The organism is Fictibacillus macauensis ZFHKF-1 (assembly GCF_000269865.1).
Classification (GTDB): Bacteria; Bacillota; Bacilli; order Bacillales; family Fictibacillaceae; genus Fictibacillus_C; species Fictibacillus_C macauensis.
Genome location: NZ_AKKV01000025.1, coordinates 204,389 through 220,714, shown reverse-complemented (window position 1 = coordinate 220,714; position 16,326 = coordinate 204,389). Strand labels below are relative to the sequence as shown.

Below are 16,326 nucleotides of genomic sequence, written 5' to 3'. Positions count from 1 at the left end.
GCGAATCGAGGGCCCCTGCGCGCGAACGGACCTGGCCTGCGCGCGAATGGACCTGGTCTGCGTGCGAATCAGGGGCTCCTGCGGGCGAATGGATCTGACCCGCACGCGTTTACAGAAGGGCTTGTTCTCTACTCCTTGCTTAATATGAAAAAATGGCTTCAGCATCAAAAACTGATGCTGAAGCCATTTTTTATGAGTGAGGGCTGTTTATGTCCCAGCCTTTTCTACATTAAAATACTTGTTCTAGTTCAACAACGCCCGGTACTTCTTCAAGAAGAGCGCGTTCGATCCCTGCTTTAAGCGTAATTGTAGAGGATGGACAGCTTCCGCATGCACCCATCAAACGAACTTTAACGATACCTTCTTCGATATCTACGAGTTCAACGTCTCCTCCATCACGAAGTAGGAATGGACGTAATTTATCTAATACTTCTTCTACTTGTTCACGCATTGTTGTTTCAGTAGCCATTATTGTATACCCCTTTCAATAGAAAACTGTATCTCTATTATATCGGTTCCACTAAAAAAAATCCATGACTTGCACTCATCTGTTTGCAAGAAGATCTTACTTTATTATCTGAAAGAAATCGTTTACAATAATGAAAGCAAGGAAATGCATGTGGGGTGGTGGCAGAATGGAAATGAAACAGCCAATTACGATTAAAGTGTTCGGTGGGGAACAAAAGTGTGCTAGTTGTGTAAACTTACCGAGCTCAAAAGAAACGGCCGAGTGGCTTGAAGCAGCAATCGCTCGTAAGTTTCCTAATCAGGTTTTTATTGTAGAGTATGTTGATATATTTACGACAACAGAAGGTGATAATTTCCTTTTTGCGCAACGTGTTGTGGAAGAAGATTTGTTTTATCCTGTTGTTGTCATTCATGATGAAATTATTGCAGAAGGAAATCCGCGCTTGAAAGACATTTATGATATTATGCAACAGCATGGTTATCAACATCCTGCTGTTTAAAAGATCAACGATGGTTGCAGCGCTAGTGATAGTGCGCCAATCATCGTTTTTTTTTATAAAGAAAGCCCGATCGTAGCAACGATCGGGCGAAGAGCTAGTTTTGATATTTGTACAACCAAAGAATCCCGGATTTTAAAAGACGTGGCACGCGTCCAATAAGAGAGGCGCTTCCCATCGTACCAAATCCACTTTTCTTACCAAGTGAGCCCATTACCCCTTTAAGCTTAATTTCATCAAGCTTAGGCATTGGCTCGTCTTTCCAACGGCAAAGTAAGACTTTAGCAATATGTTCTGCTTGTTCTTCTGCAAGTTGTGCACTTGGTGAGAACGGCATGCTAGCACAGTCACCTACAACGAAGACATGTTCGTTTTCTGGAAGGTGATGATAGTTCGCTAAGATCACACGACCTTGTGGGTCTTTTTCAACATCAAGATCACGAACTAATTTATTAGGTTGAATACCTGCTGTCCAAACGATGGCATCGCTCGGAATCGCAGTGTCATGATTGTAAAGAATGCCTTCTTCAACACGAGTAATATTGGAGTTGTTAATCACTTCAACGCCACGTTGAATGAACCAGTTTTGTACATAGTTACTTAAGCGTGGTTTAAAGCCATTAAGAATGATTGGTCCACGATCGAACAGCTTAATTTTTAAGTCAGGGCGACTTTCATGTAATTCACTAGCAAGCTCAACCCCACTTAACCCAGCTCCAACAACACTTACAACACCGTTATGAGGTAAGTTATTTAATGTTTGGTACGTATCGCGTGAATTATCGATGGATTGAATGCTATGTGTAAATTCAGCTGCCCCAGGAACGTTATGATACTTGTCTTCACAGCCTAAGCCAATCACTAATTCATCAAAGGAGATTGGTTCTTCATCAAGGAGATGAATTTCTTTTGTTTCTAAATTCATTCCTGTAATTTCTCCATACTTAATGTGAAGCTGTGGATGTTCTGGAAACGGCACGCGGATATGGTGATCAGAAATCGTACCAGCCGCTAGAGCATAATATTCTGTTTTTAAACAATGATAAGGGTTCTTGTCAATCAAAGTAATTTGTACATCGGACGGTAAATCTGAAGCATTTAATAAGCGCTTCATCAGGCGCATACCGCCATAGCCACCGCCAAGTAATACTAGATGTTTCATTGTCTTTCCCTTCTTTCTTCAGACGCTAAGTATATTGAAAATAATGTAAGACAACACAATAACAATAACCGATTTTTCTCCAAACACTACTTAGTATAGACATATTGTGACGATTTCTCAACCATTTTCACTAAAAGGCTCATAATTACCTCTCATTTATTGACTGGTATAATGATTCAAGTTACGATAAATAGCGTAAGGCGAGGTGAAGAAATGAAGCCACTGATAGAATTTTGTGTCAGCAACTTAGCAAGTGGCGCCCAGCGCGCACTAGAAAAGTTAGAGCAAGATTATGATCTTGATGTCATTGAATATGGTTGCCTCGGGTATTGTGGTCAATGTGCACGATCGCTTTTTGCCCTCGTGAATGGAGACATTGTTCACGGAGAGACAGCAGATGAGCTTGTCACGAATATCTACAAACATTTAGATGAAAATCCAATGTTCTAATCCATAAATGAAAATGCGCTTAGCAGATCGCTGCTAGCGCATTTTTTTAATAGAACAACTGTATGATTAGACCGTCGGCTGGGCTTGCTTGTTAAGCCATGGTGCAAGACGTGTATAGAGAAACACAAACAATGCTGTAATGAGCAGTCCTTTAATAATATTAAATGGTGCAATCCCAATCGTAATTAAGTTCAACATCGCTGTGTTTGACATTTGTGGCGCATGAAGAAACCATGTATACGCTGGTAAAATAATAATGTAATTTAACAGTGACATCATTAATGTCATCGCTACTGTTCCAATGACGAGGCCACCTGATAAACTTTTCGTTGTACGGTATTTTCGCACAAAGTAAGAGGCCGGTAAGATGAAAATCGTACCAGAAATAAAGTTTGCCACTTCACCGACAGGAACGCCTGTTAAATTTCCGATTAACCCGTAGTGTAATACATTTTTAATTCCCTCAACAGCTAATCCTGCCAAAGGTCCGAAAATAATGGCTGCTAGTAAAGCTGGAACCTCGCTAAAATCAATTTGTAGAAAAACCGGTAAACCTGGAAATGGAAAATCAAGTAACATGAGGACGTAAGCAATGCTGCTTAGCATAGCAACGGCCACCATTTTGTATACTTTTCCCTTGTGCATTGAAATCTCTCCTTTGTTGCGCCATCCTATGATTTCAAATGCAGTGCATGATGCGTACATAAAAATCCCCTTAACGAACAAGACGTTAAGGGAGAATGCAGGCATCGCTCAAGAGAGCGTTTTTTGATGTTACAAAAAACACTACTGAGGTTCAGTTAATTAAATCCGAACGTGCACCGTCATCTTCTCCCATCCAGACTATACTGTCGGCTCTGGAGTTACACCAGATCAGCACGTTCGTTTTAGCAACGATTGCGCTCACGGGCTGATGAAGAGGGAATCTTCAATTACCGCCGGTCGGGAATTTCACCCTGCCCCGAAGATGGATCGCTATTTTTAATTGAATGTACATTCATTATACTTGATAATTGCGCGCTTGTGAACTATGATGCTTTTACCACTTTTTTACCGATGGTTAAGGTAAAAAAATGCTGAATAGATGCACACAGTAGGGTCATTTGCTGTACAATGAATACTGAATTCATCAGCTATTTATAAGTTAGGTGTAAGGAGGGATCAGCATGTTAAAGTTTGAAAACTCTTGGCCATATGATCAAGTGATGAATGATATTTATGTAAATGAATGTCCATTTTGTCAACAAGAGAATGTACTAACCTCATTTTCTGAAAATAAATTACAGCTTGCGAAAGAAGGGATTAAGCAACTATTGGTAATGCCGTGCTGTCATAATAAATTGACGATTGTGCAAGCGGATGATGACTATTTTTGGAGCAATGAAAAGCTAAGAAATCAGTAAAAAAGAACCGTCCCAAATGGGAGCGGTTCTTCTTTCAATTGTTTAATATTCTTTAATAATATTGTAAAACGTATCGCGTTCAATCGGTTTTTTGTTCGCTGTTTTAATTAAGTGAACAAGCTCTTTACGCGTAATACCAGAAGACGTTAGGGCTCCTACAGAGTGAGAAATACGTTCTTCAATTAACGTACCGTGAATGTCATCTGCGCCAAACGTTAACGCCATTTGTGTTAATTGTACACCAATGTTAATCCAGTACGCTTTAATATGATCAAAATTATCAAGCATAAGACGACTAATCGCAATGGTTCTCATATCATCGAATGCAGATGTACGACGTGTAAGCCCCATAGAAGCTGTACGTGGTTGCATCGCTAATGGAATGAATACCATGAAGCCATTTGTTTCATCTTGTAGTCGACGAACACGATCCATATGAATTAAGCGTTCTTCTTTTGATTCAATGGATCCGTAAAGCATTGTCGCATGCGTACGTAAGCCAAGCTTATGAGCAATTTCATGTGCTTCTAGCCATTGATCCGTGGATGCTTTATCTGGGCTCATTTTTTCACGATAGCGCTCTGTTAAGATTTCAGCTCCACCACCAGGCATTGTATCTAAGCCGGCTTTTACTAATTCTTCAATCACTTCTTTCATAGACAAACCAGAAAGACGAGAGAAGAACTCGATTTCAGCACCTGTATAGGCTTTAACAGAAGCCGTTGGATAATGTTTCTTTAACGTACGAATCGTATCTAAATAATAATCAAAAGGTACTTCGTTATTATGGCCACCTACGATATGGAATTCACGAATGTTATCGTTCCAACGCTTGCTTACATATTCAAGCAATTGCGCCTCATCCATCGTATACGCGCCATCTTCTCCGGGCTTGCGTTTAAACCCACAGAAGCTACAAGAAGCTTCACATACGTTTGTTGGATTAATGTACATGTTTTCAATAAAGTATACATTGCTTCCATTTTTCATTTCATTTGCTTCATTCGCTAATTGCGCAACGCCCAATAGGTCGTTTGTTTCGTATAAATACAGCCCGTCTTCAATGGAAAGACGTTCGCCGTGGCGAATCTTTTCTGCGAGTTCTAAAATTTTCGCATCTTGTGTAATGATTGCCATTCTCTCTCTTCCTCCATTCGAAAAAAACGTCAAGTAATAATATTTCAGCTCAACACGCTGTCTATTATACGCTCATTTATTTGGAGAGACAAATGAATACCTTTACTTCTTTTTTATAAAAGAGTAGCAAATATTTCATTAAAAAGCAGAAAAGACACCAAATGTGGGAAAAATGGAGAGCGTGGGCTGTGATTATAAAAAACCTTCACCCTTTGCTCCTAACAGAAATATCAATAAGAAAGAGAAAGGACATTGGAAACGTAAAGGTTGAGTGTTAGAACATTCACTTGTATACTATACTAAGGATAACCTTCCATGAAGGAGAGTGTAGACATGATTGTAAATTTTACAGAAGCAGCGGTAAGCCGCATTAAAGAAATGATGGCTGCCGAAGAAGAGCAAGGATTAATTCTTCGCGTTGGTGTAAAAGGTGGCGGATGTAGCGGCCTATCTTATGGAATGGGATTTGATACAGAAGTACAGCCTGGCGATCACGAAGAAGAAGTGGACGGCTTGAAATTTGTCGTTGACGATGAAAGTGCTAAAATTCTTAACGGTACTACCGTTGATTTTAAACAAAATATGATGGGTGGCGGATTTACGATTGACAATCCAAATGCCATTGCATCATGTGGCTGTGGCTCATCGTTTAAGACCGCAACGAATGCTGGGACACCAGAAGAGTGTTAAGAAAGATGGATAAAGGAAAAACGGTGAGCGCTGCTCATCGTTTTTTTTTTTCATATATATAAAGAAAAACCCGATGCGCCAACATCGGGTTGTGTGTGTTTTATTGGGTTGCAGCTCTTGTCTGCATACGTAAGTTTAGCATAGAATGCTATCTCACTCAATGCCCTTTTTATTCCAAGTGCGCTAACACTTCATCAAGTAATTGTTGAATTTTTGGAAGTTCACCTTTTACCGTTTCCATAAAGTCTTCATCGGTAATGTGTAAGGTGCCAATTTTGCGTTGTATATCTTGAAGAAGTTCTGCTACGTGCATTTCATCTTCGGTCCATTGTCTATTCATAAGTAACTCCTTTACGATTTAAAACAAGCTCGTACTATGTTGAGGTTGTGTTTTAGCTTTCGGATCAATGTACGTTTTTGCATTGTTAACGGCCGTTGGTGCTTCACCAAAGCCAGCAGCGATGAGCTTAATTTTCCCATCATACGTACAGATATCTCCAGCAGCATAAATTCCTTTAATGTTTGTTTCCATGCGGGAATTGACAATAATGGAGTTTCGTTCAATGTCCAAACCCCAATTCTTGATCGGTCCTAGCGATGAAACAAAACCGTAATTAACAATCATAGCGTCTACTGCTATTTTTTCCTCTATGCCTTCATTTTCAAGAATAACCTCGGTAAGCTCTTCATTGTTACCAACTAATTCTTTTATTTGATAGGGCGTTTTCAGTTTAATGGAAGAATTGAGGAGCTGATCAACACTATGTTCATGTGCACGGAATTTCGGGCGACGATGTGTTAAAGTCACTTCACTTGCAAGTGGTTCTAACATGAGTGACCAATCGACTGCTGAATCACCACCGCCAGCGACAAGCACTTTTTTATTTTGAAAAGCTTGCAAATCGTTTACAAAATACAATAAGTTCTTGCCTTCGTACTGTGAGGCGTTAGGAAGCTCAAGACGTCGTGGTTGAAAAGCCCCAACTCCGGCTGTAATGATAACAGCTTTTGAATAATGTGTCTCTTTGTCTGTCGTTAAATGAAAGATATCTTCTTTCTTTTCAACGGTTTTAACAGATTCTTCCAATACAATATGGGGTTCGAACTGTTCTGCTTGTTGAATGAGATTATTGACGAGATCTTGTGCGAGTATTTTTGGAAACCCAGCTACATCGTATATGTACTTTTCAGGGTACAAGGCAGCAAGTTGACCGCCGAGCTGTGGCATGCTTTCAATGACTTTCACTTTCATTTGGCGCATGCCTCCGTAAAACGCAGCAAATAACCCGGTTGGACCACCACCAATAATCGTGATATCGTATAGATTTTCTTCCTTCATACTTACACCCCCGTTAAGATTTCTTCCTTTATTATACTATTAGAGATAGCAAATGGACAGCAGAGAGGACTAGGGTTCGTACGTAACAAAGTATACGCAAAAGGAACGCACTTTAGATTTAAAATAGTTGAAAAAAGTACCAAAACATATCATTTTAAGTGTACCGACTGTTTATGATAGTGTAGAACACGAAATCCATTCAAACGATGATTTCGATAAAGAAAAGGCTTTTATACACTAAGTCCTCACGATGTGTCAACTATTATATGGTTTTTTTCAAAAAACGGTTGAAATTGTGTAGAAAAAGGAATAAGATAAATGAAGTTGAAAAATATGTTGATTTTGTGACGTATTTTGTTTTTTTGTGTCATACTTAGTGAAAAGAGTCACAAACTTTTTTGATCTATCATATTTCGATCCAGGTTAGGTCAAACTAAAAAAAATTCGAACTGGAAGTGATCAAAATGAGTAAGCCAAAAATTTTGATTATTGGTGGAGGATACGGCGGCATGATGTCAGCTGTGCGCCTTGGAAAAGAACTAGGCACCAATGATGCAGAAATTACGCTTGTTAACAAGCATAACTACCATTACCAAACAACATGGCTTCATGAAAATGCGGCTGGTACGCTTCACCACGATCGTACGCGTATTATGATTGATGATGCCCTTAACTTGAATCGTGTGAACTTTGTTCAAGATACGGTAGTAGAAATTAAAAAAGATGAAAAACGTGTCATTCTTGAGAATGGCGAGTTAACATACGATTACTTAATTATTGCGTTAGGATCTGATCCAGAGACATTTGGCATTCCTGGTCTTAAAGAGCATGCTTATAGCATTCGTAGCATTAACTCTGTTCGTGAAATTCGTGAACATATCGACTATTGCTTCGCTCGTTACAACAATGAAGGTCAAAAGCAAGATTTGATTAACATCATCGTTGGTGGAGCAGGCTTTACAGGAATTGAATTTGTTGGTGAGTTAGCAGATCGTGTTCCTGAACTTTGCAAAGAATACGACATTCCACGTGAAAAAGTTCGTGTGATTAACATTGAAGCAGCGCCAAATGTTCTTCCTGGTTTTGATGAAGAACTTGTTGAGTATGCCATTAACAATCTTGAGCGTCGTGGTATTGAATTCCTAGTGAATACACCGATTAAAGAATGTAACGAAGATGGTGTTATTCTTGCATCAGGTGAAGAAATTAAAGCAGCTACCGTTGTTTGGACAGGTGGCGTTCGCGGTAATCACCTTGTAGAAGAAGCTGGTTTTGAAACAATGCGCGGTCGTGTGAAAGTTGAAAAAGATCTTCGTATGCCAGGTTATGACTACATTTTCGTTGTTGGTGATTGCGCATTAATTATTAACGAGGAAATTAATCGTCCATACCCACCAACTGCACAAATTGCGATTCAACAAGCGTACACGCTAGGACGCAATATGAAAACACTCATTAAAGGTGGCGGCCAATTAGAAGAGTTTACGTTCCATAACAAAGGTACAGTAGCCTCTCTTGGTAAAGGAGAAGCAATCGGGGTTGTTGGTAACAAGAAACTTTTCGGTACTTCCGCATCTGCAATGAAAAAAGTCATTGATAACCGTTACTTGTTCTTACTTGGTGGCGTACCAATGGTCTTGAAAAAAGGGAAATTGAAATTATTTTAAGGTAAAAAAAGAGCAATCGTTCCTTTGGGGCGTTGCTCTTTTTTTAATGTTGTTTTATGATGCATGAGATACCTACAGAGAGGGTTAAGAAAGGAGAAGCAAGGTGAAAAAAGAACGAGGAAACGTATGGCTTGGTGTTTCAGGCGTTGTCATGAAAGAGGGTAAGTATTTAGTTGTAAAGAAAAAATATGGAGGAAATCAAGGGAAATGGACGTTTCCTGCCGGCTTTGTAAATCCTAATGAAACGGCTGACGAAGCGGTTGTTCGTGAAGTTTTAGAAGAAACGGGGATTGAGACTACCGTACAGCGCATCATCGGCTTACGAACGGGTGTCATTGCTGAGGAAGTAAGCGACAATATGATTGTATTTCAGCTTGAAGCAACTGGCGGGAGATTACAAGCACAAGAACGAGAAATTGCCGAAGTTTGCTTTATGAGCAAAGAAGAACTGTTAAACGATCAGCAAACGTCGTTAATGGTCCCAATCTTTATGAATGAAAAAGAAGAAATGTTATATGACCAATTAAATCCTGGCGATGTTTTTCGTTATACATCTTATAAGTTATTTGATATTCGTTGAAATTGTAAGAAAATTTAAACATTTAAGAGGAAAACCTGTATTGTTTCCGCTTACATGACGAAAATCAGCGATAATGACCCCTTTTCAAGTAGGAGAATTCTTGTTATATTATCAGAAAATTCTAACAAGGGGAGTGTCGCATATGACAGCAACAAGAACGAAAGAAAAGTGTCAATATTGTGGAGGAAAGGGTTATTTTCAGCTTCTACTCGGCGGCTCTGAAACTTGTGAAGAATGTTCTGGTAGTGGAACCTCAAAGAAATCATAACGTCTCTTAAAAAGGTGTGAAAGAGGCTGAACATAAACAGCCTTAACACGTAAAAAATGGCTTCATCATCCGTTTCGGTGATCAAGCCATTTTTTTATGACACTCGTTAGATTGATTTTTAAAATTATCTTGCGTATGGTTGTAGCCAAAAAATGGAGTAGGGAGCAAGCTCTTCTGTAATCGCGCGCAGACCAGTTCCATTCGCGCGCAGGAGTCCCCGATTCGCGCGCAGACCCGGTCCGTTCGCGCGCAGGAGTCCCCGATTCCGATTCGCGCGCAGACCCGGTCCGTTCGCGCGCAGGCCCCCCCAATTCGCGCGCAGACCAGGTCCAATCGCGCGCAGGACCCCCCGATTCGCGCGCAGACCAGTTCCGTTCGCGCGCAGGAGCTTCCGGTTCGCGCGCAGACCAGTTCCATTCGCGCGCAACCAAGTCAATTCCCCCGCATGCGCCACGCAACAAAGGAAGTAGTGTGTTCTAAGTCTTTTTTTATCCTTTTATTGACTTTATCTGCATTTTTTTAGTAAACTATCACTGACATAGAGGGGAGAGGGACATATGTACGTACCGCAAATGTTTGTTTCGATGCTTCTTTTTATCGTTCTTTTTTTTGGAATCGGTTTCTTACTGAATATGCTGTTGCGCATGACGTGGGTGATGGCGATTGCCTATCCAATTGTTGTCATGCTCATTGTAGATAAAGTAGGGATTGCTGCCTACTTCAAAAGCCCTGGGACAAGCTTTACAGCGTTAGGCACGAATTTTATGCATTTAGCCATGGCTGATATTTTTATTTTAGCGAGTGGTATGATTGGTGCCATTTTTGCTGGCGTAGCGATTAAAATGCTTCGTGTTCGCGGCTATCAGATGTTCTAGATCTTCTATAATGAATAGAAGGTCTTTTTTCATGGTGTATAAACGTTTCCTTTCCTGGTAACTACTACTAGGGAGAGGGGCGAACACGATGAGAAAAATAATAAAGCGATTGATCATGACTATGTTATTTCTGCTTGCTTTTACAACAACTTGGCATGCCTTAACAGGCGTTGAACCAAAAGATATCGCCTTGTGGGCGCAAGCAAGCAAAAAAGAAGAGACATCAACCATACAAAAAGGAATGTTTGAAGTCATTGATGGCATGGCAAGCGCACTTGAACAATTACCTCTATTATGGAATCGTACGCTGAAAATTCATGCTGAAGCAAAAAATAATGCAGCGGCACTAGCAATTGATACTACGCACTATGAAGCAATCGCAGTAACGGCTACAGGGTATACAGCAGGTGTTGAATCAACAGGAAAAAGAAAAGGTCATCCAGCCTATGGCATTACGAAATCAGGAATTAAAGTGAAACGAGATGTCTATTCAACGATTGCAGCGGATCCGCATCTATTTCCACTTGGTACGATCCTGTTTATTCCTGGCTATGGCTTTGGTGTCGTTGCAGACACAGGCTCTGCGATTAAAGGTCATCGAATTGATTTATATTTTGAAACAACAAAAGATGTGTACGAGCAGTGGGGTAAAAAAACCCTGCGCGTTTTTGTCGTTCAAAAAGGAAAAGGGAAAGTGACAGAGCAAGAATTAAAAGCATGGAATGAGCAAAAGTCACTTCGTGCACTTCGTAAAAAAATGTAATGGTTGATATCAAACCGTTTAGAGTAAAGGATTACTCTAAAACGGTTTTTTCTTTGGAACTTTGGCTAGTAGGTCTTGGGTACTAAATTGAGAGCAATGTAAGACGAAAGGGTAGAGAGTGCGGTATGCTACTAGTAGTGTTTACTTAATTAATATAAATAAGAAACGCTTTAAGTAGGGTGCGTATACGCTTATACGGCTCTCTTTGACGTTGGTTTTAGAAAGGGATGTATTTGAAAATGAACAAACAAACAAGCCGTTATCGCTGGATTGTATTTGGTGTGGTGTTGTTTGCTTACTTTGTCATTGTTAGCCAGCGAACGGCTCCTGGACTCATTACCGATCAACTGATGAAGGATTTTGGCGTATCGGCATCAGTTATTGGTCTTATGAGTGGCTTGCAATTTTTTGCCTATGCAGGCTTGCAAATTCCTGTAGGCCTCCTATCTGACAGATATGGTCCCACTTATTTTTTAGTGATTGGAACGTTAATAAATGGCATCGGTGCTTTATTGTTAAGTGTGGCACCTAATGAATACGTACTGCTCCTTTCAAGGTTTTTAGCTGGAACAGGAGATGCAGCCATTTTCGTAAATGTTGTTCTGTTGCTTAATACGTGGTTCACTTCACAGGAATTTGTTCGTTTACTCGGACTCGTAACGATGGCAGGCAGTCTTGGGTCTCTTACTGCAACGGTTCCATATTCCATGTGGATGTCAGTGAGTGGATGGCGAATGCCGTTTGCTACAATCGCGATTACGTTATGTGTGACGAGTTATTTCATTTACTTGATTGTTATTGCTCAGCCGAAAAAACGATTTAAGGAAAGTGTTAAACAGAATAAGCCTACAGAGCGAGAGAGAATCTTACCTACACTAAAAGCATTATTTAGTGAAAAACAGGCATGGGCTACGTTTCTCTGTCATTTCGGACTTGTAGGAACGTATATTGGATTTATCGGTTCTTGGGGCGTTCCGTATGGCATTCATGTGTTTGGAATGAATCGACCAGAGGCGAGTCAGCTTATGATGTATGGACTATTTGGGGCGATGCTAGGCGGGCCGCTCGTTACATGGATTGCTAGTAGATTAGGAGCCATTAAAAAAGTATATATGAGCATTCATTTCCTCGTAGTACTGAGTTGGATGGGGCTATTTTTTAGTGGTGTTCATCCTTCCTTTACACTTGTTGTGGTCTTGCTGTGCTGTATTGGAATTGGTAACGGAGCAAGTGGATTAACATTTGCAATTGTCAGAGCTTCCTTTTCTGTAAAGAAAGTAGGCGCTGTTTCAGGGTTTGCAAACATGGGTGGTTTTTTAAGTGCAGTGTTATTGCCGAGTTTTTTTGGAAAAGTGTTAGATGCTTTTCCACAAACAAATGGAGTGGAAAGCTATCATTATGGATTGCTCATACCCGCTGTTTTTTCAATAGCTGGACTACTTGGCAGCATGCTTATTGTAGAACAGAAGAAAAACCGCTCAAGTGAGGAGGAAAAGCGCAGCGCTGTTTTGTGAAAAACAAAGAAATCACCATGTGCTAAAAAAGCGCGTGGCGATTTCTTGTCATTGCTGCTTAAGATTTTGTGGAGGATTGCAGTGGTTGTTCGTTCCAAAGCAACCGGTGTAATTTCTTCAGTCCATCTAACAAGCGTGGAGATGGTCGGCAAAATAAATGTTCTTCGAGAATATGAACCTTATTATTTTGAACTGCGCGAAGCTCATGCCAGTTAGGACGCTTCTCTAAGACGGATCGTTTTACTTTCGTTTGACGTACACCTACCCAGGCAATGCAAAGCACATCGGGATCACGCGACACGACGTCCTCCCATGTCGTTTGGATGGAGGCAAGCTCAACATCAGCAAATACATTCTCACCGCCAGCAAGCTGAGAGATTTCTGTTAACCAATTTAGTTTACCAGGTGTGAAAACAGGCTTTGGCCACCATTCCCAATACAATTTTTTCTTTTCTGTTACCGTTTCAGCAAACGCCGCGTATTCTTTAAGCGACTGTTTATATTGCGTAACAAGCTGTTGTGCGCGTTTCTCTACGCCGGTACGTCGTCCAAGATCAAGCAAATCGTTACCGATATCTTCTAATGTTTGGGGATTATACGTGACATGCGGAATATTGCGGCGCTTCAGTTCAGCAATGTTTTTTTCCATGCCAGGTACACTGAGTGACGCAATCACAAGGTCTGGCTTTAATTCTTCCACCATGTCCATATTAATCGAGAGATCGGGGCCAAGCTTAGGCAGCATTTGGACACGCTTTGGCCAATCGGAAAAATCATCAACAGCAACAAGCTGCTCCGTTAAACCTAAATAATCCACAAGCTCTGTATTGCTTGGGCATATTGAAATTAATCTCATGAATCAACCACTCCTTACAGAACGAAAAAAAGCCAATAGATGAAGAGAGTCTGAGCGATCCCGAGAACAGCGCCAACAAACACTTCACTTGGTCGATGTCCGAGCAGTTCTTTCAGCTGCTGTTGCTTTTCTTTTGCTCCGCTTTTTTGAAACATTTTACTGAGCTTTACATGCTCACGAAAGTCGCTTACTAATTTATTCAACACAGCAGCTTGTTCTCCTGCATGCCAGCGTATTCCTTTCGCATCATACATCACGATAATGGCAAACATACAGGCAATGGCAAATAAAGAACTACCAAAGCCTTCTTGGAGGCCAACAGCTGTAGCAAGTGCTGTCACGGAGGCTGAATGTGAACTTGGCATTCCCCCGGTACTAATGAGCAACGCCCACTTAAGTTGCTTCGTTTCGAAATATGTAATGGGGATTTTTAAAAATTGTGCCATGAAGACACCGAATAAAGCAGCGAGTAACGGGAAATTCGTTAATAATGCCATAACCATTCTCCTCACTTCATTAAGGATTGATTAGCTTTATTTTACCCTTTTTTTGTGCATAGCAATCTTCTTGTTCTTTACCGACTTACAAGTATATGATGGTCATATACTATGAGTGTATGTCTATATGGTGGAGGCGAATCATGGACCTCAAGCAGTATCCGATGGAATATTATACGTTTTTTATTACGTTTAATGAGGGCGATTATTATACGTGTCATGATTTATTAGAAGATCTATGGATGGTGGAGAAAGATAATTATTTCCTTAAAGGCTTATTGCAAATGACCGTTGCCATTTATCACTATGAATATGGAAATGTAAAAGGAGCACGGGCGATGATGCAAGCGGGTTATGAGTATATACAACCGTATCGTCCACTTTATTGGGGCTTGGATTTAGATCACGTTCATACGTTTATGGAACAATGTATTGCGAGGATACCTGCAGACATTGATAAAGTACCATTTGAGCAGGTTCACACGTTACCTTCATTTCCAGATCTTGTTCTCGTACTGCAAGAGGAACGTCAATAAGTAGACTAGGATGGAGGAATAAAGATGTTTACAACGAAAGTAGATTGGCAACGAGCCAATCATGATGAAGCTTTAATTATAGGTGTATGGTCAGATCGTAAAAAACTAGAAGGCTACGTGAAGGAAATAGATGAAGCATTTAACGGACATATTACGCAGCTCTTTAAAGAAGGCGACATTTCTACTAGTTACAAGGCTTTGTCTAAACTTCATACGTTTGGCATTATCGGTGCGAAACGTCTCTATTTTATCGGCCTTGGACGCAAACAAGATAGCTCTTATGAAAGAATAAGAGCTGCACTTGGTAAAGTCGTAAAAGAAATAGATCGTGATCAACGCGAGAGTGTGTCTATTCTTTTAGATACGTTTACGACGGAAAATGTAGCCATTGAACAGATGGCGCATGCATTTAGTGAAGCGATTCTTTCCGCAAGCTATACGATTCAGCATTACAAAGAGCGATCTAATCAACGAGACGTTTGGCTGAAAGCTGTTACCGTTTATACGAAAGAAGAGGTAAATCGTGCGCTACAGGAAGGAGCTGTTTTTGGAGCGGGGCTTAATACGGCTCGAACCCTCGTTAATACGCCTGCTAATTTACTCACTCCGTCAGATCTTATCGGTACTGCCGTAGAGCTGGCAATTTCGTCTGATATGGAATATGAGGTGTTAGAGCGAGCGGACATGGAGAAATTAGGGATGGGCGCTCTATTAGCCGTATCACAAGGATCTGTGGAACCTCCAAAGTTATTCGTAGCTAAATATACAGGAGGCGAAAAGGATGCTCCGTATTTAGCGCTTGTAGGCAAAGGTGTAACGTTTGATGCAGGTGGCTATTCCATTAAAACAGCAACTGGAATGGTGGATATGAAAAGTGATATGGGTGGTGCCGCAGCGGTGATTGGGGCATTAGAAGTCATTGGGAAATTGCGACCGCAAACCAACCTGCTGTTCGTCATTCCAGCTTGTGAAAACTTAATTAACGGTGCTGCTATGAAACCAGGTGACGTAATTACCTCGCTGAGTGGTTTAACAATTGAAGTGAAAAATACGGATGCTGAAGGGCGCTTGCTTTTAGCAGATGCCGTAACCTACGCAAAACAGCTTGGTGCTCATGCTGTCGTTGATGTAGCGACGTTAACCGGTGGAGTATCCGTTGCTCTCGGCGATTGCACAACAGGTGCAGTCACGAATGATGAAACGCTGTATCATCAACTGAAACAAGTAGCTGCTCATGAAGGCGAACTGCTCTGGTTATTGCCGAGTCATCAACCGTTTAAAGATATGATTCGCACAAGCGATGTAGCAGATCTTACGAATTCGAGTGGTCGGCTAGGTCATGCAATTACGGGAGGTTTATTTATTGGTACATTTGCTGGCGAAACGCCATGGGTGCATTTAGATATTGCCGGTACTGCATTTAGTGCTAGACCTTCGGATCTTGGGCCAAAAGGAGCCACAGGCGTCATGGTGCGTACGTTAGCGCGACTGGCTATGCAATGGCAAGCGGAATAAGTAAATAGCCTTCATTCATAAAAAAATGGCTTCACCATCGTTTTTGATGCTGAAGCCATTTTTTTTGCTTGTTCGCTTCATTTTAGAGTGTCTTGCGTTCACGTTTCCT

At 40.9% G+C, this 16,326-nt stretch carries 20 protein-coding genes and 1 riboswitch; of the genes, 12 read left to right on the top strand and 8 right to left on the bottom strand.

From position 1 onward, the window contains the following. Positions 1-229: 229 nt before the first annotated feature. A complete protein-coding gene (locus tag A374_RS10435) occupies positions 230-469 on the bottom strand; it encodes a NifU family protein (protein WP_007202176.1) in 240 nt (79 codons plus the stop codon). A 172-nt stretch (positions 470-641) separates the two neighbouring features. On the opposite strand from A374_RS10435, the gene A374_RS10430 reads away from it, so the two are divergent. Beyond that, positions 642-968 (top strand): YuzD family protein, encoded by a 327-nt coding sequence (locus A374_RS10430; RefSeq protein WP_040340526.1) that lies wholly within the window; start codon positions 642-644, stop codon positions 966-968. Positions 969-1,062: 94 nt separating this feature from the next. Here A374_RS10430 and A374_RS10425 read toward each other — a convergent pair whose 3' ends face one another. After that, a complete protein-coding gene (locus tag A374_RS10425) occupies positions 1,063-2,127 on the bottom strand; it encodes an NAD(P)/FAD-dependent oxidoreductase (RefSeq protein ID WP_007202174.1) in 1,065 nt (354 codons plus the stop codon). A 213-nt stretch (positions 2,128-2,340) separates the two neighbouring features. On the opposite strand from A374_RS10425, the gene A374_RS10420 reads away from it, so the two are divergent. Further along, a complete protein-coding gene (locus A374_RS10420) occupies positions 2,341-2,577 on the top strand; it encodes a YuzB family protein (RefSeq protein WP_007202173.1) in 237 nt (78 codons plus the stop codon). A gap of 66 nt (positions 2,578-2,643) precedes the next feature. Here the strand turns inward: A374_RS10420 and A374_RS10415 are convergent, their stop codons facing one another. After that, on the bottom strand, positions 2,644-3,222 hold the full coding sequence (locus A374_RS10415; protein WP_007202172.1) for an ECF transporter S component: 579 nt from the start codon (positions 3,220-3,222) through the stop codon (positions 2,644-2,646). A gap of 177 nt (positions 3,223-3,399) precedes the next feature. Then, a riboswitch (FMN riboswitch) is annotated at positions 3,400-3,550 on the bottom strand. 193 nt (positions 3,551-3,743) lie between these two features. On the opposite strand from A374_RS10415, the gene A374_RS10410 reads away from it, so the two are divergent. Then, on the top strand, positions 3,744-3,980 hold the full coding sequence (locus A374_RS10410) for a hypothetical protein (protein ID WP_007202171.1): 237 nt from the start codon (positions 3,744-3,746) through the stop codon (positions 3,978-3,980). Positions 3,981-4,022: 42 nt separating this feature from the next. Here the strand turns inward: A374_RS10410 and mqnE are convergent, their stop codons facing one another. After that, positions 4,023-5,117, bottom strand: a complete 1,095-nt coding sequence (gene mqnE / locus A374_RS10405; RefSeq protein WP_007202170.1) for an aminofutalosine synthase MqnE — start codon at positions 5,115-5,117, stop codon at positions 4,023-4,025. Positions 5,118-5,450: 333 nt separating this feature from the next. Here mqnE and A374_RS10400 point away from each other — a divergent pair, with 333 nt between their 5' ends. After that, entirely contained in the window at positions 5,451-5,807 is a 357-nt protein-coding gene (locus A374_RS10400) for a HesB/IscA family protein (RefSeq protein WP_007202169.1), read from the top strand. 169 nt (positions 5,808-5,976) lie between these two features. On the opposite strand, the gene A374_RS20620 is transcribed toward A374_RS10400, so the two are convergent. Both A374_RS20620 and A374_RS10395 read right to left on the bottom strand, forming a co-directional pair. Further along, positions 5,977-6,147 (bottom strand): hypothetical protein, encoded by a 171-nt coding sequence (locus A374_RS20620; RefSeq protein WP_156793197.1) that lies wholly within the window; start codon positions 6,145-6,147, stop codon positions 5,977-5,979. Positions 6,148-6,165: 18 nt separating this feature from the next. Continuing rightward, positions 6,166-7,146 carry an NAD(P)/FAD-dependent oxidoreductase gene (locus A374_RS10395; RefSeq protein WP_007202168.1) on the bottom strand — a complete coding sequence of 327 codons (981 nt, stop codon included), beginning with the start codon at positions 7,144-7,146 and terminating at the stop codon, positions 6,166-6,168. A 464-nt stretch (positions 7,147-7,610) separates the two neighbouring features. Between A374_RS10395 and A374_RS10390 the strand changes: the two genes are divergently transcribed. The 6 genes from A374_RS10390 (at position 7,611) to A374_RS10365 (ending at position 12,813) form a co-directional block, all read left to right on the top strand. Next, a complete protein-coding gene (locus A374_RS10390) occupies positions 7,611-8,813 on the top strand; it encodes an NAD(P)/FAD-dependent oxidoreductase (protein ID WP_007202167.1) in 1,203 nt (400 codons plus the stop codon). Positions 8,814-8,964: 151 nt separating this feature from the next. Beyond that, a complete protein-coding gene (locus A374_RS10385) occupies positions 8,965-9,393 on the top strand; it encodes an NUDIX hydrolase (protein ID WP_050979739.1) in 429 nt (142 codons plus the stop codon). A gap of 142 nt (positions 9,394-9,535) precedes the next feature. After that, positions 9,536-9,661, top strand: coding sequence for a YuiA family protein (locus A374_RS20820; protein WP_007202165.1), 126 nt, complete (start codon positions 9,536-9,538; stop codon positions 9,659-9,661). Positions 9,662-10,218: 557 nt separating this feature from the next. Continuing rightward, entirely contained in the window at positions 10,219-10,536 is a 318-nt protein-coding gene (locus A374_RS10375) for a YuiB family protein (protein ID WP_007202163.1), read from the top strand. 88 nt (positions 10,537-10,624) lie between these two features. Beyond that, positions 10,625-11,299, top strand: coding sequence for a 3D domain-containing protein (locus A374_RS10370; RefSeq protein ID WP_007202162.1), 675 nt, complete (start codon positions 10,625-10,627; stop codon positions 11,297-11,299). A 239-nt stretch (positions 11,300-11,538) separates the two neighbouring features. Further along, positions 11,539-12,813: an MFS transporter gene (locus A374_RS10365; RefSeq protein WP_007202161.1), complete on the top strand. Its 1,275-nt coding sequence runs from the start codon at positions 11,539-11,541 to the stop codon at positions 12,811-12,813. Positions 12,814-12,871: 58 nt separating this feature from the next. Here the strand turns inward: A374_RS10365 and A374_RS10360 are convergent, their stop codons facing one another. Then, positions 12,872-13,669, bottom strand: a complete 798-nt coding sequence (locus A374_RS10360) for a cobalamin-binding protein (protein ID WP_007202160.1) — start codon at positions 13,667-13,669, stop codon at positions 12,872-12,874. A 14-nt stretch (positions 13,670-13,683) separates the two neighbouring features. Further along, on the bottom strand, positions 13,684-14,166 hold the full coding sequence (locus tag A374_RS10355; RefSeq protein WP_007202159.1) for a divergent PAP2 family protein: 483 nt from the start codon (positions 14,164-14,166) through the stop codon (positions 13,684-13,686). Positions 14,167-14,309: 143 nt separating this feature from the next. On the opposite strand from A374_RS10355, the gene A374_RS10350 reads away from it, so the two are divergent. Together A374_RS10350 and A374_RS10345 are read left to right on the top strand one after the other, a co-directional pair. Next, on the top strand, positions 14,310-14,702 hold the full coding sequence (locus A374_RS10350) for a DUF309 domain-containing protein (RefSeq protein WP_007202158.1): 393 nt from the start codon (positions 14,310-14,312) through the stop codon (positions 14,700-14,702). A gap of 24 nt (positions 14,703-14,726) precedes the next feature. Further along, positions 14,727-16,217, top strand: a complete 1,491-nt coding sequence (locus A374_RS10345) for a leucyl aminopeptidase (protein ID WP_007202157.1) — start codon at positions 14,727-14,729, stop codon at positions 16,215-16,217. Positions 16,218-16,326 lie beyond the last annotated feature (109 nt).